We start from the raw sequence: 26,007 nt of genomic DNA on the forward strand, positions 1-26,007 counted from the left end.
GAACCATCCGCAGGAGGACTTGCCGATGCGTCACAGCCGGATTTCCGCCTTCGCATCCGCCCGGTCGCCCGCGCCGACCGGAGCGGGCGGAGGCTTGCTGCCGTCTCGGGATCTCGCGGCCGCCTGGTTCCTGGTCGTCCTGATCGCGGCGCCTGCCTGGGCGCTGACGGTCGGGCAGGCCCGGGACATGGGGGTCGAGCCCGGCACGATGGGGATGGCGCTGCCGGTGTTCCTGCTGCTGTGGGTGACGATGATGGCGGCCATGATGCTGCCGTCCATGGCGCCGGTGGCCATCACGTGGGTGCGCGGGATCGGACGGCAGTCCTCCGGCTGGAGTCGGACCGTGCGCACCGTCGAGTTCGTGGGCGGGTATCTGCTGGTGTGGACCGCCTTCGGACTGCTCGCCTACGCGTCCCTGGCCCTCACCGGCGGCCTGGTGGACGACCATCCGACTGCCGGGCGCTGGATCGGCGCGGCGGCGTTCCTGCTCGCGGGCCTGTACCAGCTGGGCCCTCTCAAGTACGTCTGTCTGCGGCACTGCCGCGACCCCATGAGCCACCTGGTGCGCTACGCCGGGTTCCGGCAGCCGGCCCGCGACCTTCGGGTGGGCGTCCATCACGGCGCCTACTGCGTCGGCTGCTGCGCGGGGCTGATGGTCGTCCTGATTCCGCTCGGCGTGATGAACGTGGCAGCGATGGCCGGGCTGGCCGTGGTGATCTTCGTGGAGAAGCTGTGGTCCCGTGGCCCCATGCTCGGCCGGATCGTGGGCGTCGTGTTTCTCGTGCTGGCCGTGCTCGCGCCGTTCCAGGACTGGCTGCTGCCGGGGCTGCAGGGGACGATGCCCTCGATGGACGGCATGTGACTCACCTGGCCCCCGAGGACTGTGCCGTCCGCCAGGCGGCCCGCCGGCAGCCGAAGAAGCCCGCGCTGGACACGCAGAACGGCACCAGGTAGTTGAACAGCACCCGCAACCAGGTTGCGGCCGTGGCGTCGCCGGACGCGATCACCGCGCCCTGGTTGACCAGTGAGAGCAGGGTGCCCACAAGGAGGGCGATCGGCACACACCTCGACACCGAGGCCGCCGAGAACACCGTCGCCAGGAGTCGCGGTGCCTCGCCTGCGCTCACGTGCGTACTCGCTCAGACCCGGCCGTGGCCAGCCTCTTCGGTCTCCTCGCTGCTGAAGACGTAGTCGGCGCTCTCGCCGTACGACGCCTCGTAGCTCAGCCCGAAGGCGTTGGAACGACCAGTGGTGGTGCCGACTTCGAATTCGGGTGCGAACCCGAACATGGCGTTCTTGATCTTTGTCGAGCCGCCGTCGGGTCCGGTGAGCGGTTGGTAGGAGAGTTCTGTCCTGCCCTCGACGGTGAGGCCGGGCCTGTCCCCGTCCGTGAGGGACACCCTCGCCCGCTCCATGCCCAGGTACTCGCCGTAGAACTGCGACAGCTGGCCGAACGGTCCGCCTTCCCGGCCGGACAGGATGCGCTCCAGGGCCTCGGCCTGCTCATCGCTGGCCGCGCTGTCCACGACCAGCCCGACCTTCCAGTTGCCCGAGGACAGATTGGAGGGGAAGTGGTTGTAGAACGCGAAGTCCACGTCGGACAGGTCCAGATCGCCAAGATTCCCGTCCGCCACATGGAACACGGCAGTGCCCAGACATTCGGTCCCGCCCTTGGCGTCCCGCGGCTGGCCGTCGTACGGACAGCTGCACAACACCGCACAAGAGCAACCGGCCACATAAGTGCCGGATATCGTCCACGACATGACTGCTCCCTCTTCCGATGGTGAGGGCGGCGAGCGTCGTCCTGTACTTTCACGCTAGACCTGTCAAATCGGCATGTAAACCACGTTTCGTGGCAAGAGATCCGGGCGCGCCGGATCGAGCCCGGGGATCTCCCGCTGGTCGCTCGAGATACCCCACGGGGTAGGGGGCCCGGGGATCTGGACCCTGCCGCGAAGGGTAGGAGACTGTGGAAGCGATCGGCCACGCGTTGTCCATCGCCGGGTCGATGACCTGGGAGGTCACCTGGGCGCTGATCCTCGGTTTCGCCCTGTCGGCCGTGGTGCAGGCGGCGGTGCGGCTGCTGGGTGACGACCGGCCGCGCACTCTGGCTCTGTCGGCCGGGCTCGGGGCGGCCTCGTCGTCCTGCCCGTACGCGGCTGTGGCCCTGGCCCGTTCGTTGTTCCGCAAGGGCGCGAACTTCACGGCGGCGATGGCGTTGAGATCGCCTCCACCAATTTGGTGCTGGAACTCGGCGTGATCCTCGCGCTGTTGATGGGCTGGCAGTTCACGGCCGCCGAGTTCGCAGGCGGCCGATCATGATCGTCGTACTCGCCGTGTTCTTCCGCCTCTTCCGGCGCGAGCGGCTGCTGAACCGGGCACGGGAGCAGGCCGAGCACGGGATCGCGGGACCGGTGGAGGGTCATGCGCCGTTATGGACATGTCGGTGCGGGTCCGGATGATGGGTGGCTCACCCGAAGCCGGCGAACAGGGGCACGGGGCACGCCCCTACCCGCCAAGGACACAGCCACTGAGCCCGCCTTTCCCTCTGCACGGGAAGAGGCCCGAGGTGGAGCCTTGGTCGTGCCGGGGTGCGCCGCCGGGCAGGGCTCCTGCCGGGCCGCCCAGCTCGTCAGTCAGGACCGCTCCAGTCGAACGGGAAGTGTTTGCTCGACTTCCCCGAGCGTTCCCAGGAGAAGCCGAATGCGTCGGCGCGGTCGACGGTGGCCCGTCCCCAGGTGGCGACCTGGCCCGGCCCGACCTCGGCGCCCGGGGCGTTGTGGACCTGGACGCGTGCGCCGTCCGGCGTCGTCGGGCCGGTGAGTGCCTCGGCGGTGGCCGTGACCTTGCCGGGGATCTCGGCTCGCCAGGTGGCGAGGTCCTCGTCGATCTCGACGTGGATGGGGGCGAAGTCCATGCCGCGCATCTCGGGGTGGAACATGGCTCCGAACTGCGCAGGCCATCCGCCCGCCTCACCGCCGAAGATGGCCCCGAGTGCACCGCGCTGCTGTTCGTCGGCGCGCTCGTCGAGGAAGACCGCGGCGTACGCGTCGGTGTGCGCGCCGGCCCAGACGTTGCCCACGAAGGCGCCGAGCATCAGGACGTTGAGACCGTCGAGCCGCACGTCGCCGAAGCTGCCTTCCCGGATGTGCCAGACCAGCACGCCTTCGCAGTCGCCGTAGGTCGGGGGCTGCGCAAACGTGCAGGGGCACGGTATGGCGCACTTGCACACATCGAACCAATCACCGGCCAGGCGCCAGCGCGTACCGGTGGTGACCTGCTCTGTCATCTCGCTTCCCTCCTGCCGAGCCCGAGGGAGTTCACTCGCAGTGGCGAGACCGCGTGTCCCGAGCCCACACCCGAGACGGCGAGGCGGCCTCCCTTCCAGCTTGCACCGCACGTCCCGGTAGGGGAACCCGGGCATCGAGGCGCTCACGTCCCAGGTTCGTCCCGGGGGGGCACACCGCCGAGGCGCCGCAATTCGGCACCGGGGACCTGCGCGCCTGGTTCGCACTCTTCGGCAACATCCGCGCCCGCCCGGCGAGGCCCGTGGGCGCCGTGAAAGTCGTGCAGGAACCTCGTGTTCTGGCGTTTCAGAGCGGGGACAGCCCGGACCATTTGGCCGTCATCCCGGCCGTCGCGTCGAAACCGTTATGCGTTCGGCCCATTGACACTCCGATCGCGGCATCCTTAATGTCTCGCCAGCATTTCGAACGCGTGTCGAAATCTCGAACAGGGTCGAAGAGGGTGAAGGAGTAGCTGACGTGCGCATCACGGGAATCAGCACGCACGTGGTCGGGACGCCATGGCGCAACCTGACCTACGTCCAGGTGCACACCGACGAGGGACTCACCGGAGTCGGCGAGACCCGCATGCTGGGCCACACCGACGCTCTGCTCGGCTATCTGCACGAGGCAGAGACCAACCACATTCTCGGGTCGGACCCGTTCGCTGTCGAGGACCTCGTCAAGCGGATGAAGTACGGCGACTACGGGCGGGCCGGCGAGATCGTGATGTCCGGCATCGCCGTGATCGAGATGGCCTGCTGGGACATCAAGGGCAAGGCCCTGGGCGTCCCGGTCTGGCAGTTGCTCGGCGGCAAGGTCACCGACAAGGTCAAGGCGTACGCCAACGGCTGGTACACCACGGAGCGCACCCCGGAGGCCTACCACAAGGCCGCCCAGGGGGTCATGGAGCGCGGGTACAAGGCGCTCAAGATCGACCCCTTCGGCACCGGGCACTTCGAGCTGGACCACGAGCAGAGCATGTACGCCGTCTCCCTCATCGAGGCCGTCCGGGACGCCATCGGCCCCGACGCCGAGCTGATGCTGGAGATGCACGGCCGGTTCTCCCCGGCCACCGCCGTACGCCTGGCCCGGGACCTCGCCCCCTTCAAGCCCGCGTGGCTGGAGGAGCCGGTGCCGCCGGAGAACCTGAAGGCGCTGGAGAAGGTCGCCGCCAAGGTCGACATGCCGGTCGCCACCGGTGAGCGGATCCACGACCGCATCGAGTTCCGCGAGCTCTTCGAGAGCCAGGCCGTGGACATCATCCAGCCCGACGTCGGCCACATCGGCGGCATCTGGGAGACCCGGAAGCTGGCCGCGACCGCCGAGACCCACTACATGCTGGTCGCGCCCCACAACGTGGGCGGGCCGGTGCTGACCGCCGCCTCGCTCCAGGTCGGCTTCACCGCGCCGAACTTCAAGATCCTCGAGCACTTCAACGATTTCGCCGACGCGGACATCAAGAAGGTCATCAAGGGCGCTCCTCAAGTGAACCCTGAGGACGGCTGCTTCCACCTCTCCCACGAGCCCGGTCTCGGTGTCGAGCTGGATGTCGACGCCGCCGCCGAGTTCCCGCAGCAGCAGGCCCGCTTCGACCTGTGGGCCGACGGCTGGGAGCAGCGCAAGCCGAAGAGCGCCAAGTGAGGGCCCGCCGTCCTGGTATCAGGGGGAACCGGTGAGCACCGCCGTCGTCATCGAGGCCCCGGGCGAGCATCGGCTGGTACCGCACGAGCCGGTGCAGTTGGCGGCCGGCCAGGCCTTGGTCCGGTGCACGCCTGCCGTATCTGCGGCAGTGGCCGCGAGCAGCACCCCTACGGTGCGGGAACGCGGCCGATGTCGCCACTTGTCGTGCTTCTGCGTGATCGATATCGGTGGGAATTGATGTCCTGCGTTGCGGCGTCAGCCCGTCAGGGCTGACGCCGCAGGCTGATCGACGACGCGAGCTTGTCCGCCATGGGATGGAATCTGAGCAGGACGCCCAGGGCGGGGCAAGGGGCCGGTAGGCTCCTGTCGAGATTCCGCCGCGTTGTCTCCTGACGAGACGGTTGGGGGAGTGTTGTGGCTGACCCCTCGGTCGAGACGATCGCCTCCCATACCGCCCTGCCCCCAGCCGCACCCCGCACCCACGCAACACCCCGCGACCCCGGCCGAGCCGTACCCCTCCTCGCGGCGCGCGGACCGGCGACGTGGCCGCCGCCGCGCACCCAAGCGCACCCCCCCTGCTCGCCGACTACCTCGGCTACGCCGCCACGTTCGTCGGCGCCGGACTGATCAGCGGCGCCATCGTGCACCACCCGCTGGACCCCGCCCGGTACACCGTCATCGCCGTCGTCGGCGCGGGGGTCTTCCTCTTCGCCACGGTCCTCAACGAGTTCGTGCTCACCAAGCAGCGCCCCGACGTGAGCAGGGTGCTGGCCATCGTGGGAGCCTCGCTCGCGCTGTCGTTCGGCATCGGCATGCTCGGCGGCCTGCAGCACTTCGAGGACTTCCCCGAACGAGCCGCCATGCTGATCCCGTTCGGGCAGGCCCTGTCCTTCATCGCGTACGTCTTGCGGTATCAGCCGGCACGCTGGCGCAGCATCGTCGGCCCGGCGGGCGTCCTGGTCCTGGTAACCGCGGCCGGTGGCCTTCGTCGGCCTGCGCGGAATCGCCGAGGGCATGGCCGCCGAGTCGGGAAGCGGCGGACACAGCCACGGCGAGGAGACGACCGGGGAACCGGGGGAGGTGCACAACGAAGCCGAACCGGACCACGAGGAGAAGCCGGGCAGCCAGACGCCGACCTCCGAGTCCTCCAGGACCGGCGCCCCCGCCGCATCCGAGGAAGCCGGGCACACCGAGGACGGCCATAGCCACTGACCGTTGGCGGCGGGGCTTTCCTGACGAGCTCGCCGGCTTCTGCCTGCACGCCCTGAACGCGGCCGGCGACCTGGCGTCCAAGGCCGCGGTCCACCGGCTTGTCACGGTCACCCTGGCCGGAGTACGGCCCGATCCCACCGCCCCCTCGGAGCACCGGGCACACGGCGAGGACACGGGCGCCCCCGCACACCTTCCGCACCACCACGGGCACCGAGGCCGAAGAGGAGACCCACGAAGTACAGCTGCCAGGTGTGCTCGATGAACTTGTTGTAGCGGCCTTTGAAGACCCGGTTCATCAGGCCGCGGTCGGCCAGCAGCTGTTCCAGTTCCTCCGGCTGGTGGCGGCCCTCCTTCGCCTCGCACCAGGTCCGGAAGATGCCGCGCAGCACGGCGAAGTTCAAAGCGGCGATGGCGTACAGGAACACCCCCGAGACCAGCGTGCCGTGCCGATCACGCCGCCGATGTCGGCGAAGCCGGCCTGGAAGCGGTTCGCGGCCTGCGCGGCGAAGGCGATGCCCACGGAGAGGCCGAACACCACGGACGAGTGCCCGAGGGAGAAGGCCAGACCCAGGCCGAGCGCCGTTTGCCCTTCTGCAGCAGGTAGCGGGTGGTGTCGTCGATCGCCGAGGTGTGGTCGGCGTCGAAGGCGTGGCGCATTCGGGGCGGTGGGGTGATCGCCCGGGCCCACGCGGTGCGGGCCCGGGCGCTCGGTGCGCGGCGCGGATCGAGCGTGCGGCGCGCCGTGGGGGTCAGAGCCGGTCGAGGATGCTCTGGAGCTGCTTCACCTCGGCGGACTGTCCCGTGACGATGTCGCCGGCCATCTTCTTGGCGTCGGCGTTCTTGCCGTTCTTCTGCTCGTCCTTGGCCATGGTGATCGCGCCGTGGTGGTGCTCGATCATCATCTCGGCGAACGCCTTGTCGAACGCGGTGCCCTTCATGGCCTTGAGCTCGTCCATGTCCGCCTCGGACATCATGCCGTCGCCGCTGCCGTGGCCCCCGTGGTCCATCCCGGGCATGGACTCCGCCGCGGTCGGCTGCTTCCAGGACTCCAGCCAGCCCTTCATGGCCGTGATCTCCGGGTCCTGGGCCTTTTCGATCTTGGTGGCGAGGTCCTTGACCTCGGTGTCGGAGGCGCGGCCGTCGGCGAGCTTCGCCATCTCCAGGGCCTGCTCGTGGTGCGGGATCATCATCTGCGCGAAGCTGACGTCCGCGTCGTTGAAGTCCCCGGACTTACCGGCCTCCCCCGCCTGGACGGTCGCCGTCGCGGATGCCGAGCTGTTGTCGCTGCCGTGGTCCATGCCGCTCATGTCGTCGCCGCCGCAGGCGGCGAGGAACAGGGCGCCGGCGGTGACGAGGCCCGCGGCGGCGATACGGCGGGCGGGCTTGCGGCGCAGGGCGCGCGTGAAGGCAGTCATGGTGAATTTCACCTCGTATGTCGGTTCTGGTGGCTGTTTGGGCGTACGCGAAGTCGCGGGATCGCGCGTGTACTCGTCCGCGAGTGCGGTTCGGCCTACAGCCGCAGCACCGACCGCTGGGTGAGATCAGGTCCGCGTGGCGGGGGATTGGGCCGCAGTACGACGGCGACCTGGGCCAGGAGCCGCGCCAGCCACTCCTGGTGGCGGGCGAACGCTGACTTCAGGAGCGTGGCGAGCACCCACGCGCCGAACAGGACCGCCACGCACAGCGAGAGCATGTCCATCGCCATGGCGGGCTCATGCGTGGACGAGTCCGCGGGCTCCGACGCATGGCCTGCCGCCCCTGTGACGGCGCCGGCGCTCATGGGGTCGTGGGCCGTGGCAGTCGCGTCCATCGGCGCCGCGTGGGACGCGGTACTCATCGCGGCATGGGACGCCTCGTCGGGATGGCCCAGGGTGTGCATCGCGAAGACGCCGAACGCGAGCACGACGACGAGCAGCAGGTGCCCGAGGGCGCCTCCCGCGCGTACGTTCCGGCTCGCCTGCATTCCGAAGTCCTGTCCCTGGCAGTTCCGCATTGGCTCTCCGACATTACCCAACGCGCTCGGAGGGCGCCGTCGGTGCACAGCCATCCGATTCGGTCACCGGCCTCGGCCCGGAGTGTCCGAGGCGGCCCTCACAGCTGCTCCTGGCCCGCGGGCTGATCGCTCGGGCGCGCACAGCTACTTGAATGACCGCAGGCGCAGGCTGTTCGTCACGACGAAGACCGAGGAGAAGGCCATCGCGGCGCCCGCGATCATCGGGTTGAGCATGCCGGCGGCGGCCAGCGGCAGGGCGGCGATGTTGTAGCCGAAGGCCCAGAAGAGGTTGCCCTTGATGGTGGCCAGGGTCTTGCGGGACAGGCGGATCGCGTCGGCGGCCACCCGCAGGTCACCACGTACGAGGGTCAGGTCGCCCGCCTCGATCGCCGCGTCCGTGCCGGTGCCCATGGCCAGGCCCAGGTCGGCGGTGGCCAGGGCGGCCGCGTCGTTGACGCCGTCGCCGACCATCGCGACCGTACGGCCCTCCGCCTGAAGCCGCTTGACCAGGTCCACCTTGTCCTGGGGCAGGACCTCGGCGATCACCTCGTCGATGCCGACCGCCCTGGCGACCGACTCGGCGACGAGCTGGTTGTCGCCGGTCAGCAGGACGGGCTTGAGGCCCAGTCGGCGCAGTTCGGCCACTGCCTCGGCGCTGGTCTCCTTGACCGCGTCGGCGACGGTGAGAACACCGCGTGCCTCGCCGTCCCAGGCGACGGCGACCGCCGTACGTCCCTCGGCCTCCGCCGCGGCCTTGGCCTCAGCCAGCTCACGGGGCAGCTCGATGGCCCTCCCCCACTCTCGGCTTCGCTCGAGCGGGGGGACCCCCATCGCGAGGAGCTCGTCGCGCCCGACGAGCACCGCGTGCCCGTCGACCACCCCCTGCACGCCGAGGCCGGCGACGTTCTCGAAGTCCTCCGGTACCGGCAAACTTCCGGCCCGCTCGATGGCACCGGCCGCGATGGCCTGGGCGATCGGGTGCTCGGAGGCGTGCTCCAACGAGCCCGCCAGACGCAGCAGTTCGCCCTCGTCGACGCCCTCGGCGACGTACACGTCCTGGAGGGTCATGCGGCCGGTGGTGACGGTCCCGGTCTTGTCGAGGACGACGGTGTCGACGCGTCGGGTGGACTCCAGGACCTCCGGGCCCTTGATGAGGATGCCGAGCTGGGCGCCGCGCCCCGTGCCCACCATCAGCGCGGTCGGCGTCGCGAGCCCGAGTGCGCACGGGCAGGCGATGATCAGCACAGCGACGGCGGCGGTGAAGGCGGCGGTCGCGTCGCCGGTGACGCCGAGCCAGCCGCCGAGGGTTGCCGCAGCGATCAGCAGGACCACGGGCACGAAGACACCGGAGATCCGGTCGGCGAGGCGCTGCACCTCGGCCTTGCCGTTCTGCGCGTCCTCGACGAGCCTCGCCATCCGCGCGAGCTGGGTGTCCGAGCCGACCCGGGTGGCCTCGACGACCAGTCGGCCGCCGGCGTTCACGGTCGCGCCGGTGACCGCGTCGCCGACACTCACGTCCACCGGCACCGACTCGCCGGTGAGCATGGCGGCGTCCACGGCGGAGCCGCCCTCGACGACCATGCCGTCGGTGGCGACCTTCTCCCCGGGACGTACGACGAAGCGGTCACCGACCGCCAACTGCCCGACGGGGATCCGTACTTCCCTCCCGTCTCGCACCACGGCGACGTCTTTGGCCCCCAGCTCCAACAACGCCCGCAGTGCCGCGCCCGACTTCCGCTTGGCGCGGGCCTCCAGGTAGCGCCCGGCGAGGATGAATGTCGTCACGCCGGCCGCGGCCTCCAGGTAGATGGAGGAGGAGCCGTCCGAGCGGGAGATGGTGAACTCGAAGCCGTGCCGCATGCCCGGCATCCCGGCGTGCCCGAAGAACAGCGCCCACAGCGACCAGCCGAGGGCGGCGAGCGTGCCGATGGACACCAGTGTGTCCATGGTCGCGGCACCGTGCCGGGCGTTCGTCCAGGCGGCCTTGTGGAAGGGGAGGGCACCCCAGACCACGACCGGTGCGGCCAGGGTCAGCGACAGCCATTGCCAGTTGTCGAACTGTAGGGCAGGGGCCATCGCCATCAGCACGACCGGCACCGACAGTGCGAGCGAGACGAACAGACGCTGCCGAAGGGAGACCAACTCGCCGTCCGCGGCGGGCGGAGCCGTCTGGACCGCGCCGTCGGTGCCGGCCGGTGGAGTGGGGGGAGGCGGCTGTTCGGCCGTGTATCCGGTCTTCTCCACGGTGGCGATGAGGTCGCCCACCTCGATCCCGCCCTCGTAGGAGACCTTCGCCTTCTCCGTGGCGTAGTTGACGGTCGCGGTGACCCCGTCCATGCGGTTGAGCTTCTTCTCGATGCGGGCCGCGCACGAGGCGCAGGTCATGCCGCCGATGGAGAGCTCGACCTCGGAGGCGGACGCGGGCGCCCTGCCGGGGAGCGTCGTCTCGGGAGCCGTACTGGTCATGGAGATTCTCCTGGGGAAGGCCGGGACGCACGGCGTCCGTATCAGCGGAGCGGTGCGTCCCGGCGGGGAGGAAATCGCGTGCCTGGGGCGAGCAGCCCCAGGTGGGCTCAGGCCCTGCCGACGAGCTCGTAGCCCGCCTCGTCGACGGCGGCGCGGACGGCCTCCTCGTCGAGGGGGGCGGCGGAGGTGACGGTCACCTCGCCCGAGTCGGCGACGGCCTTGACTGCGGTCACGCCGTCCAGCGCGGATATCTCCTGCGAGACGGCGCCCTCGCAGTGGCCGCAGGTCATGCCGGACACCTTGTAGACGGTGGTGACCCCGACGCCCTGGACGTCGGCTGCGGTGCCGGAGTTGCCGGAGTGGCAGGAACCGTCGGTGGAGCAGCAGGAGCCGGAGTTCTTCTGGTCGGTCATGGCTTCTTCCTCGGGTGTCGATGCGTGAGTGCTCCGGAAGGGGCTTGATCCCTGCTCCTCCCGATGCGAATCGACAATATACCCCCTAGGGGTATTTCAGCCCTGTGGTGCCGCCCAAAATCCCCGGGCCGTGATGTCGCAGGTGCCGGCGCGTAGGAGGCGGGTGGGGTGTGCGGAGCGTGGCTTAGTCGTGACTTTCGATGGGGTTGTTCACCGTCTTGAGATGCGGCTGATCGCGCCGGCGTCGGTGCAGGAGAGCGGGATGCACTCGACCAGTGGACGTCCCCGGTGCTGATACTGGGCCGACGATCTCTCAGAGGGGGCCTGCGGTGACCTGGTCGACAGGACTGCTCGCATTCGCTGCCGGGCTCTTGATATCGGTGGCCACCGCTCCAGCGGGCGTCTCCGGCGCGGTGTTTCTACTGCCCGTGCAGGTGAGTTCCTGGGGGTACCGAGCCCGGCGGTGACACCGACGAACCTGCTGTTCAACGTCGTGGCCGGCCCCGGCGCCCTATTGCGCTACCGCAAGGCCGGGCGCCTGGGCGGGCCACTGATCCGTCTGCTGATCATGGGCACTGTGCCCGGCGTGGTCGTCGGAACGGTGATCCGCGTCTTCGCCGTTCCGGGTCCGCGCGTCTTCCGTCTCCTTATCGCCGTGCTTCTGCTGCCACTGGGGCAGTGGTTGTGGCTGCGCACCCTTCGCCCGGCGTCAGGCCGTCTCACCACACGGCCCTCGCCCCGCGCCACGACCGTGCTGGCGATGGCTGTCGGGGTGGCCGGGGGGATCTACGGGATCGGGGGCGGCTCCCTGCTCGGCCCGATCCTGGTCGGCCGCGGAGTGCCGGTCGCCACCGTCGCATCCGCCGCGCTGGCCTCCACCTTCGTCACCTCCGTGGTTGGCGCCGCCACCTACGCCTTGCTCTCCCTACTGACCTCGGCTGGTTAGGGTGACGTTGGCGCGTCGAGGTCCAGGCCGGTTCCGGCTATGAATCCGTTGAGGGTGTCGGGCCGGTACTGAAGGCGCTTGAGGCGGTTGCGAACGAGGACTTCGAGTCGGTCGAGTGCGACGACGGCGAGGTTGGCCAGGCTGCGTTTGACGTGGGCCCACACGCCCTCGACAGGGTTCAGGTCCGGCGAGTAGGCAGGTAGCAGGAACACCGTCAGCCACTCGCGCTCGGTGATCAACTGCCGCATCCTGTGGGAAACGTGGGTGTTCAGCCGGTCCCACACCAGCACGATCGGGGCCTTGAGCAGCTGGTGGGCGCCGTCGATCAGGGCGATGAAGTCGCGTTCGCCCAGGCTGCGTCGCTTGCCTTTGCCGGCGGGGTGGGTGCGCAGGCGGTGGCAGAGTCGGGGGCGGGAGCCGGGCCGCATGGCGATCAGTCCGGCGACTGACAAGCGTCCCGAGCGCCGCCCACTGACCGTCACGACCGGTGTGTGGCCGCGTCGGCCCCACGTGCGTCCTTTGGGCGGCCGTCGGGTGAAGCCTGCCTCGTCCTCGAAGCAGATGTAGCCTCCGCATGCCGCCCTGGCTCTCTTACCTCGGCCCAGGTCGCCTCCTTCCACACCTGCGCGGCCTGCTCGTCGCGTTCGGCCACCCGCCGCGCGGGCACCTGCGGGCTGAAGCCGAGCCGGTGCATCAACCTGGTGGCCCCCCAGACGCTGTAGGAGACATGGAACTTCCTGCCGATCAGAGTGGCCACCCGCGCTCCGGTCCACACCTGGTCCTCCACCCAGCCGTGCGCGGCCGGTCCCTGCTCGAGATACGCGGCGAGCACCACACCTGGTGCCACTGATGGGCGGATTTCCGGCTCACTCGCAGCCGCCGCGCGACCTCCGGCGGCTTGATCCTCTGCTCGAACAGCTCGGCCGCCTGCATCCGTACGGTCTCCCGGCGCTGACGCCCCGCAGCGGTCAGTCCGCCCCCATCCGCATACCTCACACACCACTGGATACGGCCAACAACCCGCCCTCACCAGGAACTTCGCGAAAGATCACCCTGACGAGCCGAAGTCAGTAACGCATAGACCGATCCCGGAGCGGTTCAGAGTTCCCTCATGCAGACCTTGAGGGCGTCCCTGGTCAGGCCTCGGTCGGTGACCTGCCAGCGGTAGGGCTCGTACCGCTCGCGGCCTTCCCGCGTGGCGGCCGGACGCCGGCGCCGCACTGACCGCTTCTCCTGCTCTTTGGGCGGCAGCGCCCCATGTGTGTGGCGCATGGGGCGGTCGTGCCGCAGCGATCAAGAACAGTCACGGGCAGACGCGCTCCACGAATCCAACCGAGTAAAGAAACGCCAAACGCTTCATGATGCCGCAATGGGCGATCTTTGCTTTTCGTTTGCTAACTTATAGCCAATTCGTGCGACATTATTCTGCTTACCTTTGGGTCGTCTGGCGTCATCGCCACCTTCGGCGGTAAACCCTCCAGGTCGCAAAAGGCCAGGCAATGCATCGGCCGCGGGCCCGAAAATGTATAATGATTTGCATTACAGGACGGCGCGGCCCCAGTCTCTCGCGCTTACCCAGCTGAGGAGCTTTTCCGATGCTGTTGAACAGTGCCGGGGTCCCCGAGCTGACGAGATCTTCCCGGCGGCGAAGATTGGACGCCGCCGGCTAAGGGCTGCCCCGCAATCCCTAGCGGGCTCCTGACGCCGGGTATGACTACTCGCTGCGTTGTCAGGATTGCCCACGTACGAACCAGTGCGAGGACGACCTACCCCACTGCCTCGCGATTGACCGCAGCTGACGACGCTCGCTGATCCACTGCGGATCAAGAGCAGCTCCTTAATTCGAGCGTCCCGATTCGAGTATTCGAGGAAGGGGCCTCTTTCCCTCCCCGTGCATGGCCGGTTGAGTTGCTTGCGGGGACGGGAGTCGGTGAGACGCGAGGCGCTGCCAATCGTGAGACCTTTATCGGTTTGCGGGGAGCGGCCTGGGGAATTCGTCGCTGTGGTTCCTAGCAGCATTCCTAGCAGCAACCGGCCGGTGGGCCAGCCGCAGGCTGCTACCCCCGCCGACATGTCGGCACACCGCTGGGGCGGTCCGTTCGGGCCGACGCAGAATTCCATGCACGCACAAATTGGAGCGCTCTGTGACTAAGAGGAACGTGCGGACCCCTGCTACTCCAGGCGCCCTGGTGGATCCACTCCGCAACCGGGGTGTGGCGTTCACGCAGGCAGAGCGGGATGAGCTGGGCTTGACCGGGCGGTTGCCGCCTGGGGTGTTGGCACTGGAGCAGCAGGCGAAGCGCGCTTACCAGCAGTTGCAGGCGCAGAATACCGATCTGGCCAAGAACGTGTACTTGGAACAGCTGCACGACCGTAACGAGACCTTGTACTACAAGTTGCTTACTGATCACCTCGTGGAGCTGTTGCCGATCGTCTACGACCCCACGGTCGGCGAGGCGATCGAGAAGTACTCCTACGAGTACCGCCGCCCGCGAGGCGTCTTCCTGTCCATCGACCAGGCGGATGACATCGAAAAGGCCTTCGCCACGCTCCAGCTCGGACCTCAGGACGTGGACCTGATCGTGTGCACCGACGCCGAGGAGATCCTGGGGATCGGGGACTGGGGCGTAGGCGGGATCCAGATTTCGGTGGGCAAACTCGCTGTCTACACTGCGGCAGCCGGCATTGACCCGCGGCGTGTCATCCCTGTGTCACTGGACGTCGGCACGGATCGTGAGTCACTGCTGAACGACCCGCTTTATCTGGGCAACCGGCACCCCAGGGTCCGCGGCGCCGACTATGACGCGTTCATCGAGAAGTACCTGGAAACCGTGTCGTCGATGTTCCCAGGCGCGTTGCTGCACTTTGAGGACTTCGGCCCCAGTAACGCCCGGCGGATTCTCGACACCTACGGCGGCACCTACCGGATCTTCAACGACGACATGCAGGGGACCGGCGCCATCACCTTGGCTGCCGCGTTGTCGGCCATCAAGGTCAGCGGCGTACCGATGCGGGACCAGAAGCTGGTCGTCTTCGGTGCCGGCACCGCGGGGGTGGGCATCGCCGACCAGTTGCGCGAGGCGATGATCCGCGACGGCGCGGATGCTGGGCAGGCCACCGCACAGGTGTGGCTGATCGACAAGCATGGACTGCTCACCCAGGACATGACCGACCTGCGGGACTACCAGCAGCCTTACGCGCGCGATCCCGCCGACGTCGCGGACTGGGCCAAAGACGACGGCGCCATCTCGCTACTGGAAACCGTCCGGCGGGCCGAGCCGACCATCCTGCTGGGGACATCCACGGCGCACGGGGCGTTCACCCGGGAGGTCGTCGAGGCCATGGCCGCCGCCACCGAGCGGCCGATCATCTTCCCGATCTCCAACCCCACCTCCCGCATCGAGGCCATGCCCGCCGACGTCATCGCCTGGTCCGGGGGGAAGGCGCTGGTGACTTCCGGTGTCCCCGTCCCGCCCGTGGAGTACGACGGCGTGACCTACGAGATCGGGCAGGCCAACAACGCGCTGCTGTACCCGGGGCTGGGCCTGGGCACCATCGTCTCCGGGGCGTCCCAGGTGACCGCGGGCATGCTGCTCGCCGCCGCACAGGCGGTCGCCGACCAGGTCCACCCGACCGAACCGGGCGCCAGCCTGCTGCCGCCCGTGGAAAACCTCCGGAAGTCCTCGGTGATCACCGCGACGGCCGTGGTCGAGGCTGCGGTCGACGAGGGCGTGGCCACCGTCAAGCCGACCGACCCCGGCCAGGCCGTCCGGGAGGCCATGTGGGAACCGGTCTACGGGGACGGAGCGACGTCATGACCGCGCAGGACAACGGCGGCGACCAGGCCGGAGAGGACCAGGCCCCGAAGATCCTCGACATCCCGGTCGGACTGGACGCGACCGGCACCCGGCGGGAGACCGACTCCATGGGCCCCGTCGACGTTCCCGCCGACCGCTATTGGGGGGCGCAGACCCAGCGTTCCCTGATTCACTTCTCCATCGGGGATGACCGGATGCCCAAGGCCGTCTACCGTGCCTACGGCTACGTAAAGCAGGCTGCCGCGATCGTCAACGGGCGTGGCGGTCGGCTGCCGGCCTGGAAAGCCGACCTGATCGAGAAAGTCGCCGACGAGGTCATCGCGGGCAAGCTCGACGACCACTTCCCGCTGTACGTGTGGCAGACGGGGTCCGGAACCCAGTCCAACATGAACGTCAACGAGGTGATCAGCAACCGGGCGATCCAGTTGGCAGGTGGCGAGCTGGGCAGTAAGTCCCCGATCCACCCCAACGACCACATCAATATGGGGCAGTCCTCCAACGACACTTTCCCCACCGCCGTGCACATCGCCGCGGTCAAGGCGGTTCACGAGCACCTGCTGCCCAGCGTGCAGGCGCTGCGACAGGCCATCGAGACCAAGGCCGAGCAGTGGCACGACGTGGTGAAGATCGGCCGCACCCACCTGGAGGATGCGGTCCCGCTCACCGTCGGGCAGGAGTGGTCCGGTTACGCCCACCAACTGGCCCAAGCCGTCGACCGCGTCACCGACTCCGCCCAGGGTCTGTACGAGCTCGCCGCGGGCGGCACAGCGGTCGGCACCGGGCTCAACGCCCCGCCCGGATTCGCCGAACAGGTCGCCGCCGAGATCGCCTCCGCGACCGGCTACCCGTTCACCACGGCCGCCAACAAGTTCGCCGCCCAGGGTGGCCTGGACGCAATGGCCGGTGCCTCCGCCGGGCTGCGGGCCCTTGCCGTGCCACTGATGAAAATCGCCAATGACATCCGGTGGCTGGCCTCCGGTCCCCGCTGCGGTCTGGGTGAGCTGATCCTCCCGGCCAACGAGCCAGGCTCCTCGATCATGCCGGGCAAGGTCAACCCCACCCAGTGCGAGGCGATGCTCATGGTCTGCATCCAGGTGCTGTGCGAGGACAGCGCCATCGCGTTTGCCGGCTCTCAGGGCAACTTCGAACTCAACGCCATGCGACCGATGATCATCAACAACTTCCTGCACGCAGCCACCATCCTCGCTGACGCGTGCACCAAGCTGCGTGAGTACTGCATCGAGGGCACTGAGCTCAGCCGCGGTCAGATCGACGACTACGTCGACCGGTCACTCATGCTGGTCACCGCCCTCTCCCCGGTGATCGGCTACGACAAGGCCTCCGCGATCGCCCACAAAGCCGGCGACGAGGGGACCACTCTGCGCGAGGCGGCATTGGCCTCCGGATACATCGATGCTGAGGCATTCGACCGCATCGTCGATCCAGCCGCCATGGCTGGCTTGACCGAACGGCATGGATGAAGGGGCGGGGGCGCTGGTCGAGGAAGGCGCTGAGGGCCTGGTCGACGTTCAGGAAGGAGGGGCCGTGCCCTGATGGTGTGCGCGCCTGGCGTCCCCGGCAGGGCGTCACACGCCGGGGCCACTCCGAGTAACGGCCCCGTCCTGGGAGAGGCGGGGGTTTCGCTACGCCGGGGCCGCCGTCTTCTCAGGCGTCGTGAATCGGTCGGTGGCGGTGCTGTCGGTGCAGTCGCCGTTGTGGTGGAGTCACTTCTCATTCTGAGGGTCACAGGGTGGTGCCGGACCCGGAGGCAATGCTGCGGGAAGCCCCTACGGTGGCACTCCGGCTGAGCTGAGTCGGCGCCGGCGTCCTAGAGCGCGTCCACGGCGCTCACCTTCCAGCCCTCGGCGGTGCGGGTGAGCGTCATCCGCACCCGGTTCAGATCCACGCGGGACCCCGTGACCTGGGTGCTCGTGGTGACCTGGTTGACGAACAGCAGAACCACGGCCTTGTCCGGTCCGGTCGACACGACGGACGCCGCGGGCCGGCCACCGCCCGCGGGTGTCGCCACCGTCGCCTTCACCACGCCGTGGTACTTCGTGGCGGTCGGTCCGACGACCGTCTTCGTGGTCCTGCGGTACTCCTCGCGAAAGGTGCCGGTCAGGTGGGTGCGGGCCCGGGCGAAGTCCCGGTCGAGATGCCGGTAGTCGTACGACAGGACGACGGGCGCCGCCTTCCGCGCGGCCGCGAGCGCCTCTCCCCGCGCCTGTTCCGCGCGCCGCCCCTCCCGGTACTGCCACCCGAGCACGGCGATGGCGACCAGACCAGCCACGAGCACGACGCAGAGCGCCATGGAGAGCAGCCGTCGCCAGGGCCGTACGGACGCACTCCTTTCCGGCACCTCCTCGGACTCAGGCACCTGGTCCGGCTCCGGCGGGTCGTCCCAGCCGCCCGGAACATCGATCACCACCGTGCGTCCGGAGTACCGTTCCTCACCCCGTGGTGGTGCCTCGTCCGCGGGGTGCTCCACGCGCCGGGTGCGCTTGGCCGCCGCGCGGGCGGCCGCGGTCATCGTGCGGCGGGCGGGGGAGCCGACGCCCCGGCCTCGCGAGGTCGTGTTCGCCACGGTCTTTGTCCTCAACTCTCGTGTCTGCTGTTCGTACGGGAGGCCGGTCGTCAGCCCACGAACTCGACGTCGGACGTCAGCCACTGGCCGTCATCGAGTACGAGGTCGAGCTGGAGCCGGTACGTGCGTGCCTCTCCGTTGGGCACGGCGGTGTTGGTCACCTTGCTGTCGGCGACGACCAGGACCCGGGCGGACCGGGCGTCGGACCGCACGATGCCCGCTTCGAGGACCTGTCCCTCGGACACGGACTTGTTCTCGGCGACCAGTTCGGTCAACTGCTTGGTCTGCGCGGCGAACTGCTTCTTGAAGTCGCCGGTGGCACTCTTGAGCACGTTCCCGCTGTCCCGCTCGTAGTGGCGGTAGTCGAGCGAGGTGAAGTTCAGCGCCGACTGGCGGGCCGCCGCCAGGACGTCCTGGCGCCGCTGCTCTGCCGCGCGCTGCCCGGTCAGCCCCACGGCGAGCCAGACCGACAGCGCGGTCGTCAGGACGGTCGCGACGACGAGCCCTGCGGACAGCGCCCTGCGGGGCCCCCGCTTCCCACTGTCGGCGTTCATGCCATCGGTCCGACGAGTAGCCATTGCCAGGACTCCTTTCCGAAGACGGTCTGTTCGCCGCCCGTCGACCCGATCTCGACGGGTGTCCCGTCCGGGCCGGTGGCGGTGCCGGTGTCCGGGTCGTACGGGGTGACGTAGGCGGCCTGGTCGGCGCCGTACGAACCCGCCGACGCGCCGGGGGCGTTCTGCGCGCCGCGCACCGAGGTGTCGCTGCCGCGCGGTGCCGTGCAGCGCGCGTCGGTGTTCGCCGGGCGGGTGCTGGTGTCGGCAGGGTCGCGACGCCGCGTCCCGCCGTACCCCTGGGTACACGCCGGCGGGTCGTCGGCGCCCAGGACGAGGCCGAAGTGGGTGGTGCCGTCGCCCGGGATGACCGTGTAGCTGCCGGCGACGACGACCGGGAAGGTGACCAGGGCCTGTTCGACTCCCGGCAGCCGCGCCACGGTGACCTGGCCGCCGCTGATGAGGTTGGCCAGCAGAACCGGCAGATCCGGCCGGGTCGACTTCAGCAGGGAGTCGACCTCCTGCGCGGCGGGCACCACGTTGCCGATCAGCCGGCGCAGGTCCCCGTCGCTCGACTTCAACTCGGCGGTGAGCGCCGCCAGATCGCGGGAGAACGACTTGATGGCCGAACCCTGGTCGGACTGTGTCTTGAGCACCGTCCGCGAGTTTTCGATCAGCGAGATCGTCTCCGGGAGCGTGTCGGACGCCGCCTCGACCAGTTCGTTCCCCGAGTCCACGAGCCGGCTCAGCCGTGGCCCGGTGCCGGCGAAGGCCTTGCCCAGTTCGTCGACGGTGATGCGCAGATCGTCCTTGCCGACCGATTTGACCAGCCGGTCGAGGCTGACGACGAGGTCAGTGGTGGGCAGCGGCACCCGGGTGCGCTCGCGCGGTATCGGGCTGCCGTCGAGCAGGTACGGGCCGCCGGTCCGCCGCGGTTGCAGATCGACGTACTGCTCGCCCACCGCCGAACGGTTGGCGACCACCGCCAGGGTGTCGGCCGGAATACGGGGCGCGTCGTCCTCGATCTCCAGGGCCACCGACACCCCTGAGCCGGACAACCGCAGCTCGCCCACCCGGCCCACCGGCACCCCTCGGTAGGTGACCTCGGCGCCGGAGAAGATGCCCCCGGACGCGGCGAAGTCGGCCCGCACGGTATAGCCGCGGTCGAGGACGTTGTCCACCAGGCCCGTGTACTCGGCGCCGACGTACGACACCCCGACGGCGGTGAGGGTGGCGAAGGCCAGCAGCTGGGCCTTGACCATACGGGTGATCACGGCTGTAGTCCCTTCAGCATGAGCTCGGCGAGCGCGAGGTCGATCCCCGCCGGGAGGCGGCCGGAGTCCCCTGGGGGGCCGTAGCCCGCGGTGCACACCGGCGGACACAGCAGGTCACCGCCGTCCGTGGGCGCCGAGGGCTCGACCGGAACCTCCGGGGCGTTGGGCAGCGCGGTCGGCGTCGGGACGCCGGGCGCGTCCGGGAGGTTCGGCTGGTCGGGCAGGTTTGGGGGGGTTGGAGCCGTCGTCCCCCCACCGGAGCCGCCGGACTCGCCGGGCTTGTCCTGGACGTTGCCGTAGATGCTCGCCAGGTCGAGGTCGGCGGTGACCGCGAGGTTGACGTAGTCGCCCTGGACAGCGTCGACCACGTTGCGCGGGAACGGATAAGTGGTCAGCAGTTCGAGGGAGTTGGGCAGGTCGTCGCCCGCCCTGTTGAGCTGCTGCAGGATCGGCCTCAGGTGTTTGAGGTTGGCGACGGCGTCGTCCCGCGAGGCGTTCACGACCCGGGTGCCGGTCTTGCCCAGCTTCGACAGAGCGGTGAGCATCCGCGTCAGGTCGCGGCGCTGGTCCGCGAGGACCTTCAGCGCGGGCGGCAGCGTGTCGACGGCCTCGGCGATCGTCTTCTTCTCCTTCCTCAGTCGCTTGGCCAGCCGGTCGATGCCCTTGAGGGCGCGGACGATCTCCGTGCGCTGCCCATCGAGGCCACCGAGGAACGTGTCGAGTTCCGCGAGCAGGGATCTGACCCGGTTCTCGCGGCCCTCCAGGGCCTTGTTGAGCTCAACGGTGATCGTCTTGAGCTGGGCGACGCCGCCGCCGTTGAGGAGCGCGGACAGGGCGGACAGCACCTCCTCGATCTCCGGGTTGCGACCGCTGCGGGACAGCGGGACGCGGTCGCCGTCGCGGAGCCGTCCGACGGGCGCGGTGCCGACCGGCGCGGACAGCGCCACGTACTTCTCGCCGAGCATGCTGGTCTGCCGGAGTTCGGCGACCGCGTTGGCGGGGAGTTTCACCGAGTCGGCGACGCGCAGCCGCACCCGGGCGTGCCAGCCGTCCAGCTCCACCTTCTCGACCGCGCCCACGGTGACGTTGTTGACCTTGACCGCCGACTGCGGCACCAGGTCCAGTACGTCCCTGAACTCGACCGTGACGTGGTACGCGCGGCCGTCCGCCGCCGCTCCTCCGGGGAGCTGGACGTCGTACCAGCCGTTGAACTGACAGCCCGACAGCAGCAGCGAACCGGCGGCCGACCACGCGGCCAACCGTCCCCTGCGCGATGCGCTCATGACTCGGCTCTTACGTGGGCTCATGCTCGGGCCTCCAGGATCCCGCCGAGCGTTCGGTCGACCGTGCCCGTCACCGCGGGAGCCGTCGGTGCCTCGGGCAGGGAGTCGAAGAGTTTCTTCAGCTCCGCGCAGTCGGGGTGCTTGCCGCCCTTGTTCCCGGTCGTCTTCAGCAGGGAGCACAGGAGGGATGCCGGGTCCTGCGGCTCCTCGGGGTTGTTGCGGGTGTCGAGGGTGCCGGCGGAGGCGTTGTAGGCGTTCTGCAGGTTCGACAGGCCCGTAGGGGCGACCTCCAACAGTTCCTCCAACGCGGCGCGTTGGGTCACCAGGACCTTGGTGACCTTGCTGAGGCCCTGCACGTTCGAGGCCAGTGACTTCTTGTTCTCCTTCACGAACTCCGACACGTCGCCGAGTGCCGCGCCCAGGTGCTTCAGCGCCGCCGCGAGGTCCTTGCGCTCCCCGGCGAGCTGCTCCGCCACCTTGGCGAGGCTGCCGTTGAACGACCGCACGCTCTGGTCGTCGGCCGCCAGCGCGGCTGTGAACACCTGGAGGTTCTGTACGGTGCCGAACAGGTCACCGCGCCCGTCGGACAGGGTGGTGACGGCCTGCGAGAGATCCTCGACGGTCTGGTTGAGGTTCTCGCCCTGGCCTTCGAGGTTGTCGGCGCTCACGCCCAGCAGCCGCGACAGGGAGCCGCCCTTGTTCGCGCCCTTCGGGCCGAGCGCCTCGGACGTGGTGTGCAGGCTGTCGAAGATCCGGTCCAGCTCGACGGGGACGGCGGTGCGCGACTCGGGAATGACGTCGCCGTCCCGCAGCACCGGGCCCTTCCGGTAGACCGGCAGCAGCTGCACGTAACGGTCGCTGACCACCGAGGAATTGATGATGGCGGCCTGCGCGTCGGCGGGCAGCTTGCGGCCCTCCTCGTACTCCAGCTCGACGCGCACCCGGCTGCCCTCCGGTGTGATCCGCTTGACCTCGCCGATGCGGATGCCGAGGACGCGGACGTCCGAGCCGGGGTAGATACCGACGGTGCGCGGGAAGTACGCCGTGACCCGGACGGTCCCGGGCCGCGGCCACAGCGCGACGGCGAGCGCGGCGACGACCGCGAGTGCGGTGAGCAGTACCAGGGTGCGTGGGACGGACGGGCGCCTGGTCATCGTGAGCCTCCCGTGCGTGGCACCACCGGGGCGGCGACCAGGTTCTGGACGTAGGAGTCGAACCAGCGGCCGTTGCCGAGGGTGTTGGTGAATACCCGGACATAGGGCGCGAGCAGCTTGACGCTCCGGTCCAGGCTCGCCTGGTTGCGTTGGAGCATCCTGACGAAGGTGCTGAGGTTCTTGAGCGCGGGCCCGATCTCCTTGCGGTTGTCCTCGACCAGGCCGGAGAGCTCGATGCCCAGGAGGGCGGAGCTCTTGAGCAGTTGGTGGATCGCCTCGCGCCGCTTGCTGATCTCCTTGAACAGCTTGTCGCCGTCCTTCACCAGCGCGGAGAAGTCCTTCGAGTGCTGGGCCAGCACCCCGGTGACTCCGTTCGCGTGGTCGAGGAGCTCGCGCAGCGCCTTGTCGCGCGAGGCCACCGTCCGGGAGATCCGTGACAGTCCCTTGATGGACGCCCGCACCTCCGCGGGCGAGTCCTGGAAGGTGGTGGAGATCGTGTCCAGCGCCTTCGCGAGCCGCTCCGTGTCGACCTCCTCCGTCGTGGTGGTCAGGTCGCTGAACGCCTGCACGACGTCGTACGCGGACACCGTCCGCCGCAGCGGGATCTCGCTGCCCGGCTTCAGGTGGCCCGACCCCTTCGGTTGCAGCGCCAGGTACTTCGCGCCGAGGATCGTCTTGACCCGGATCGACGCACCGGTCTCGGTACCGAAGTCAGGGTCGCCCTTGACCTTGAAGGTCACCTTGACGTGGTCGCCGTCCAGATCGACGTCCTCGACCTTGCCGACCTTGACCCCGGCGATCCGCACCTCGTCGCCCGTCTTGAGGCCGCCCGCCTCCGAGAAGGCGGCGCTGTACGTCTCGCCCCCGCCGATCACCGGCAGGCTGTCGGCGTTGAACGCGGCCACGGTCAGCAACGCGAGGGTGGTGAGACCGACCGCGCCGACGACCACGGGGTTGCGGTCCCGGAACGGCTTCAGCCGCGGGCGGCCCACGTTCCGGGGCAGCCTGATCCTCGGCAGCTTCGGTGGCAGGACGCGCACCTTCACCAGGGGCTCGGGGCGGCGGCGCCGCGTCCTGCGCGGCACGATGCGGATCCTCATGCGCCGCACCTCGCCCGCGCCACGTGGAACTCGGGGGTGAGCACCTGCTCCGTCTTCGGCAGCACGATCCGGCCGTCGAAGTCGCAGAGGTAGAAGTTGAACCACGAGCCGTAGGACGCCGTCCCCGTCAGCTCGGTGAGCTTGTTCGGCAGCCGCTTCAGCACGCCCTCCACGGTCTTCTCGTTCCTGTTCAGCGTTCCGGTGAGCTCGCCCAGCTCGGCGATGTCGTCCTTCAGTGGCGGGCGGGCGTCGTGCAGGAGCCCCGACGTGGCCTCCGTGAGGTCGCCGATGCTCACCAGGGACTTCCCGATGGGCTTGCGGTCGGCGGACAGTCCGGAGATCACCCGTCGCAGCTGCTTCAGCAGTCCGGAGAAACGGCCGCCGCGCTGGTCGAGCGTCTTCAGTACGGAGTTGAGGTTGTCGATCACGGAGCCGATCAGCTCGTCGCGGTCGGCGAGCGTCGTGGTGAGCGACGCCGTGTGCGCGAGCAGGCTGTTCACGGTGCCGCCCTCGCCCTGCAGGGTTTTGATGATCTCGGTGGCGAGTTGGTTGACGTCGTTCGGGCTGAGCGCGGCGAACAGCGGCTTGAAGCCGTTCAGCAGCGCGTTGAGGTCCAGCGCGGGCTGGGTCCTGGACAGCGGGATGGTGCCGCCGGGCCGCAGCCGGGTGCTGTCGCCGGCGCCCTCGGTGAGCGCGATGTACCGCTGCCCGACCAGGTTCCGGTAGCGGACGACCGCGCCGGTACTGGTGAGTAGCGGGCGGTCCGCGGTGACCGTGAAGGTCACCTCGGCCAGCGTCCGGTCCTTGATCCGGATGCCCTCGACGTCGCCGACCCGTACTCCGGCCACGCGGATGTCGTCGCCCTCCTCCAGGCCGGTCACATCGCTGAACACCGCCCGGTACGTGTCCTTCGGCGCGAAGGAGATGTTGACGATGGTGGCGGCGAGCAGAGCCGTCGCCAGGAGCGTGACCAGCGCGAAGAGGCCGAACTTGACCAGCGGGGCGGCGGTTTGACGGGCTCCTGTGGTCCTCATGCGACGCTCACCGCCGTTCCCCGGGCCAGCGGGCCGAACAACAGGGTCGCGATGGGCGGCACCTCGTCCGCCGGTACGCCCATGACGGGGGCCACGAGCGAGCCCACGGCCCGCTGCTCGGCCTCGGTGGCGGACACGTCGACACCTCCGGGCAGGGCGCCGCCCGAACCACCGGGCGACGTACCGTCGTTGAGATCCGTGTGCGGTGCGGGCACCTGCGGACGGGGCAGACCCCGGCAGTTCGGCCCCGACCGCTCGGCGTAACGCGGCTCATCGCCGGGCTCGTATGCGGCCTGCGGGCGTACGACTTCAAGGGTGATCCGCATCCGGCCGCCCCGGAACGCCTCCTCCGACGCCTTCTCCTGCCGGACCAGCCCTTCGAGGAGGCAGGGGTACTCGGGTGAGTAGCGGGCGAACAGCTCCAGGGTGGGGCGGGAGACCCGGCCCAGCGTGATCAGCCGGTCGCCGTTCGCGTCGAAGAAGTCCTCACCGGTGCCCGCGACGGTCGCGGTGGTGCGGAGCGCGGCGGCCAGCCGGTCCTTCTTCTCGACGATCGTGCGGCTGGTGGTGACCGTGTTCCGCAGGATCCGCATCAGGTCGGGCGCCGCGTCCCCGTACACCTCGGCGACATCGGCGAAGCGCGAGATGTCCTCCCTGAGGGACGGCAAGTGCGGGTTGAGGCGGCGCAGATAGCTTTCGACCCGGGTGAGGTTGTCGCCGATCCGGTCGCCGCGACCCTCCAGCGCGGTGGCGAACGCCGAGAGTGTGGCGTTCAGTTCAGCCGGCTTGACCGTGCGCAGCAACGGCAGCAGGTCGTTCAGCAACTTCTGCAGTTCCATGCCCGCCTTCGTACGGTCCTGGGTGATGACGTCCCCGGCACGGATGGGCCGGGCCGAGGAGCCGCGCGGTGCGACGAGGTCGACGTACTTCTCGCCGAACAGCGTCTTGGGCAGCAGCCGGGCGTGCACGTCCGACGGGATGGACGCGACGTACTCCGGCTTGAGCGCGATGTCGAGGGTCGCCTTCTCACCGTCCGCGCGCACCGAGCGCACCTCACCGACCAGCAGGCCGCGCAGCTTGACGTCGGCGCGCGGGTCCAGCTGGTTGCCGAGGCTGCCGGCCTCCAGCTTGATGCGCACCACCGAGGTGAACGCCTGCTGGTAGACGGCCACGGCGAGCGACAGCAGCAGCGCGAGCACGACTGTGAAAGCGATGCCGTACAACCTGAGTCTCAGTACTCTCATCGAC

The 26,007-nt window shown here is 69.3% G+C and carries 24 protein-coding genes and 3 pseudogenes; 8 read left to right on the top strand and 19 right to left on the bottom strand.

The window, feature by feature from the left end:
- The first annotated feature begins 25 nt into the window (after nt 1–25).
- Complete coding sequence (locus QF037_RS46840) at nt 26–862, top strand: DUF2182 domain-containing protein (RefSeq protein ID WP_307036215.1); 837 nt, start codon at nt 26–28, stop codon at nt 860–862.
- Nucleotide 863: 1 nt separating this feature from the next.
- Here QF037_RS46840 and nrtS read toward each other — a convergent pair whose 3' ends face one another.
- Both nrtS and QF037_RS46850 read right to left on the bottom strand, forming a co-directional pair.
- Complete coding sequence (gene nrtS / locus QF037_RS46845) at nt 864–1,127, bottom strand: nitrate/nitrite transporter NrtS (RefSeq protein WP_307036217.1); 264 nt, start codon at nt 1,125–1,127, stop codon at nt 864–866.
- A 12-nt stretch (nt 1,128–1,139) separates the two neighbouring features.
- On the bottom strand, nt 1,140–1,763 hold the full coding sequence (locus QF037_RS46850; RefSeq protein ID WP_307036219.1) for a DUF1326 domain-containing protein: 624 nt from the start codon (nt 1,761–1,763) through the stop codon (nt 1,140–1,142).
- Nucleotides 1,764–1,969: 206 nt separating this feature from the next.
- On the opposite strand from QF037_RS46850, the gene QF037_RS46855 reads away from it, so the two are divergent.
- Nucleotides 1,970–2,260 (top strand): permease, encoded by a 291-nt coding sequence (locus QF037_RS46855; RefSeq protein WP_307036221.1) that lies wholly within the window; start codon nt 1,970–1,972, stop codon nt 2,258–2,260.
- A gap of 372 nt (nt 2,261–2,632) precedes the next feature.
- On the opposite strand, the gene QF037_RS46860 is transcribed toward QF037_RS46855, so the two are convergent.
- Nucleotides 2,633–3,289, bottom strand: coding sequence for a DUF1326 domain-containing protein (locus QF037_RS46860; protein WP_307036223.1), 657 nt, complete (start codon nt 3,287–3,289; stop codon nt 2,633–2,635).
- Between the two features lie 475 nt (nt 3,290–3,764).
- On the opposite strand from QF037_RS46860, the gene QF037_RS46865 reads away from it, so the two are divergent.
- From QF037_RS46865 to QF037_RS46875, 3 genes and pseudogenes are all read left to right on the top strand, one after another.
- Nucleotides 3,765–4,928 (top strand): mandelate racemase/muconate lactonizing enzyme family protein, encoded by a 1,164-nt coding sequence (locus tag QF037_RS46865; RefSeq protein WP_307036224.1) that lies wholly within the window; start codon nt 3,765–3,767, stop codon nt 4,926–4,928.
- 31 nt (nt 4,929–4,959) lie between these two features.
- Nucleotides 4,960–5,126: pseudogene (locus QF037_RS46870) on the top strand (dehydrogenase); the annotation flags it as partial.
- A gap of 344 nt (nt 5,127–5,470) precedes the next feature.
- Entirely contained in the window at nt 5,471–6,133 is a 663-nt protein-coding gene (locus tag QF037_RS46875; RefSeq protein WP_307036227.1) for a hypothetical protein, read from the top strand.
- Between the two features lie 114 nt (nt 6,134–6,247).
- Here the strand turns inward: QF037_RS46875 and QF037_RS46880 are convergent, their stop codons facing one another.
- The 6 genes from QF037_RS46880 to QF037_RS46905 form a co-directional block, all read right to left on the bottom strand.
- On the bottom strand, nt 6,248–6,565 hold the full coding sequence (locus QF037_RS46880) for a HoxN/HupN/NixA family nickel/cobalt transporter (RefSeq protein WP_307036229.1): 318 nt from the start codon (nt 6,563–6,565) through the stop codon (nt 6,248–6,250).
- On the bottom strand, nt 6,538–6,828 hold the full coding sequence (locus QF037_RS46885) for a HoxN/HupN/NixA family nickel/cobalt transporter (RefSeq protein WP_307036231.1): 291 nt from the start codon (nt 6,826–6,828) through the stop codon (nt 6,538–6,540). Before QF037_RS46885 ends, QF037_RS46880 begins: the two co-directional genes overlap by 28 nt.
- Before the next feature lie 61 nt (nt 6,829–6,889).
- The gene (locus tag QF037_RS46890; protein WP_307036232.1) at nt 6,890–7,555 is read right to left on the bottom strand and encodes a DUF305 domain-containing protein; all 666 of its coding nucleotides are present in this window, start codon (nt 7,553–7,555) and stop codon (nt 6,890–6,892) included.
- A 95-nt stretch (nt 7,556–7,650) separates the two neighbouring features.
- Nucleotides 7,651–8,103: a DUF6153 family protein gene (locus tag QF037_RS46895; protein WP_307036234.1), complete on the bottom strand. Its 453-nt coding sequence runs from the start codon at nt 8,101–8,103 to the stop codon at nt 7,651–7,653.
- Nucleotides 8,104–8,277: 174 nt separating this feature from the next.
- Entirely contained in the window at nt 8,278–10,599 is a 2,322-nt protein-coding gene (locus QF037_RS46900) for a heavy metal translocating P-type ATPase (protein ID WP_307036236.1), read from the bottom strand.
- Nucleotides 10,600–10,706: 107 nt separating this feature from the next.
- Complete coding sequence (locus QF037_RS46905) at nt 10,707–11,012, bottom strand: heavy-metal-associated domain-containing protein (protein ID WP_307036237.1); 306 nt, start codon at nt 11,010–11,012, stop codon at nt 10,707–10,709.
- 329 nt (nt 11,013–11,341) lie between these two features.
- On the opposite strand from QF037_RS46905, the pseudogene QF037_RS46910 reads away from it, so the two are divergent.
- Nucleotides 11,342–11,940: pseudogene (locus QF037_RS46910) on the top strand (TSUP family transporter); the annotation flags it as partial.
- A gap of 14 nt (nt 11,941–11,954) precedes the next feature.
- Here the strand turns inward: QF037_RS46910 and QF037_RS51545 are convergent.
- Nucleotides 11,955–12,954, bottom strand: a pseudogene (locus tag QF037_RS51545) (IS630 family transposase).
- A gap of 102 nt (nt 12,955–13,056) precedes the next feature.
- A complete protein-coding gene (locus tag QF037_RS46925; RefSeq protein ID WP_307036239.1) occupies nt 13,057–13,230 on the bottom strand; it encodes a hypothetical protein in 174 nt (57 codons plus the stop codon).
- 887 nt (nt 13,231–14,117) lie between these two features.
- Here QF037_RS46925 and QF037_RS46930 point away from each other — a divergent pair.
- The gene (locus QF037_RS46930) at nt 14,118–15,776 is read left to right on the top strand and encodes an NAD-dependent malic enzyme (RefSeq protein ID WP_373463996.1); all 1,659 of its coding nucleotides are present in this window, start codon (nt 14,118–14,120) and stop codon (nt 15,774–15,776) included.
- Nucleotides 15,773–17,257, top strand: coding sequence for a class II fumarate hydratase (fumC, locus tag QF037_RS46935; protein ID WP_307036243.1), 1,485 nt, complete (start codon nt 15,773–15,775; stop codon nt 17,255–17,257). Before QF037_RS46930 ends, fumC begins: the two co-directional genes overlap by 4 nt.
- 347 nt (nt 17,258–17,604) lie before the next feature.
- On the opposite strand, the gene QF037_RS46940 is transcribed toward fumC, so the two are convergent.
- From QF037_RS46940 to QF037_RS46975, 8 genes are read right to left on the bottom strand one after another with little or no spacing between them, the layout of a single operon-like run.
- A complete protein-coding gene (locus tag QF037_RS46940) occupies nt 17,605–18,360 on the bottom strand; it encodes a hypothetical protein (protein ID WP_307036245.1) in 756 nt (251 codons plus the stop codon).
- A 50-nt stretch (nt 18,361–18,410) separates the two neighbouring features.
- Entirely contained in the window at nt 18,411–18,938 is a 528-nt protein-coding gene (locus QF037_RS46945; protein ID WP_307036247.1) for a hypothetical protein, read from the bottom strand.
- Nucleotides 18,911–20,188 (bottom strand): MCE family protein, encoded by a 1,278-nt coding sequence (locus QF037_RS46950; RefSeq protein ID WP_307036249.1) that lies wholly within the window; start codon nt 20,186–20,188, stop codon nt 18,911–18,913. The genes QF037_RS46945 and QF037_RS46950 overlap by 28 nt, the downstream gene beginning before the upstream one ends.
- The gene (locus tag QF037_RS46955; protein WP_307036251.1) at nt 20,185–21,471 is read right to left on the bottom strand and encodes an MCE family protein; all 1,287 of its coding nucleotides are present in this window, start codon (nt 21,469–21,471) and stop codon (nt 20,185–20,187) included. The genes QF037_RS46950 and QF037_RS46955 overlap by 4 nt, the downstream gene beginning before the upstream one ends.
- Before the next feature lie 20 nt (nt 21,472–21,491).
- Nucleotides 21,492–22,625, bottom strand: coding sequence for an MCE family protein (locus tag QF037_RS46960; RefSeq protein WP_307036253.1), 1,134 nt, complete (start codon nt 22,623–22,625; stop codon nt 21,492–21,494).
- A complete protein-coding gene (locus tag QF037_RS46965; protein ID WP_373463908.1) occupies nt 22,622–23,725 on the bottom strand; it encodes an MCE family protein in 1,104 nt (367 codons plus the stop codon). The genes QF037_RS46960 and QF037_RS46965 overlap by 4 nt, the downstream gene beginning before the upstream one ends.
- Nucleotides 23,722–24,759, bottom strand: a complete 1,038-nt coding sequence (locus QF037_RS46970; RefSeq protein ID WP_307036255.1) for an MCE family protein — start codon at nt 24,757–24,759, stop codon at nt 23,722–23,724. Before QF037_RS46970 ends, QF037_RS46965 begins: the two co-directional genes overlap by 4 nt.
- Nucleotides 24,756–26,003: an MCE family protein gene (locus tag QF037_RS46975; RefSeq protein ID WP_307036257.1), complete on the bottom strand. Its 1,248-nt coding sequence runs from the start codon at nt 26,001–26,003 to the stop codon at nt 24,756–24,758. Before QF037_RS46975 ends, QF037_RS46970 begins: the two co-directional genes overlap by 4 nt.
- Nucleotides 26,004–26,007: the final 4 nt, after the last annotated feature.

It is taken from the genome of Streptomyces canus (assembly GCF_030815415.1).
Taxonomy (GTDB): domain Bacteria; phylum Actinomycetota; class Actinomycetes; order Streptomycetales; family Streptomycetaceae; genus Streptomyces; species Streptomyces canus_F.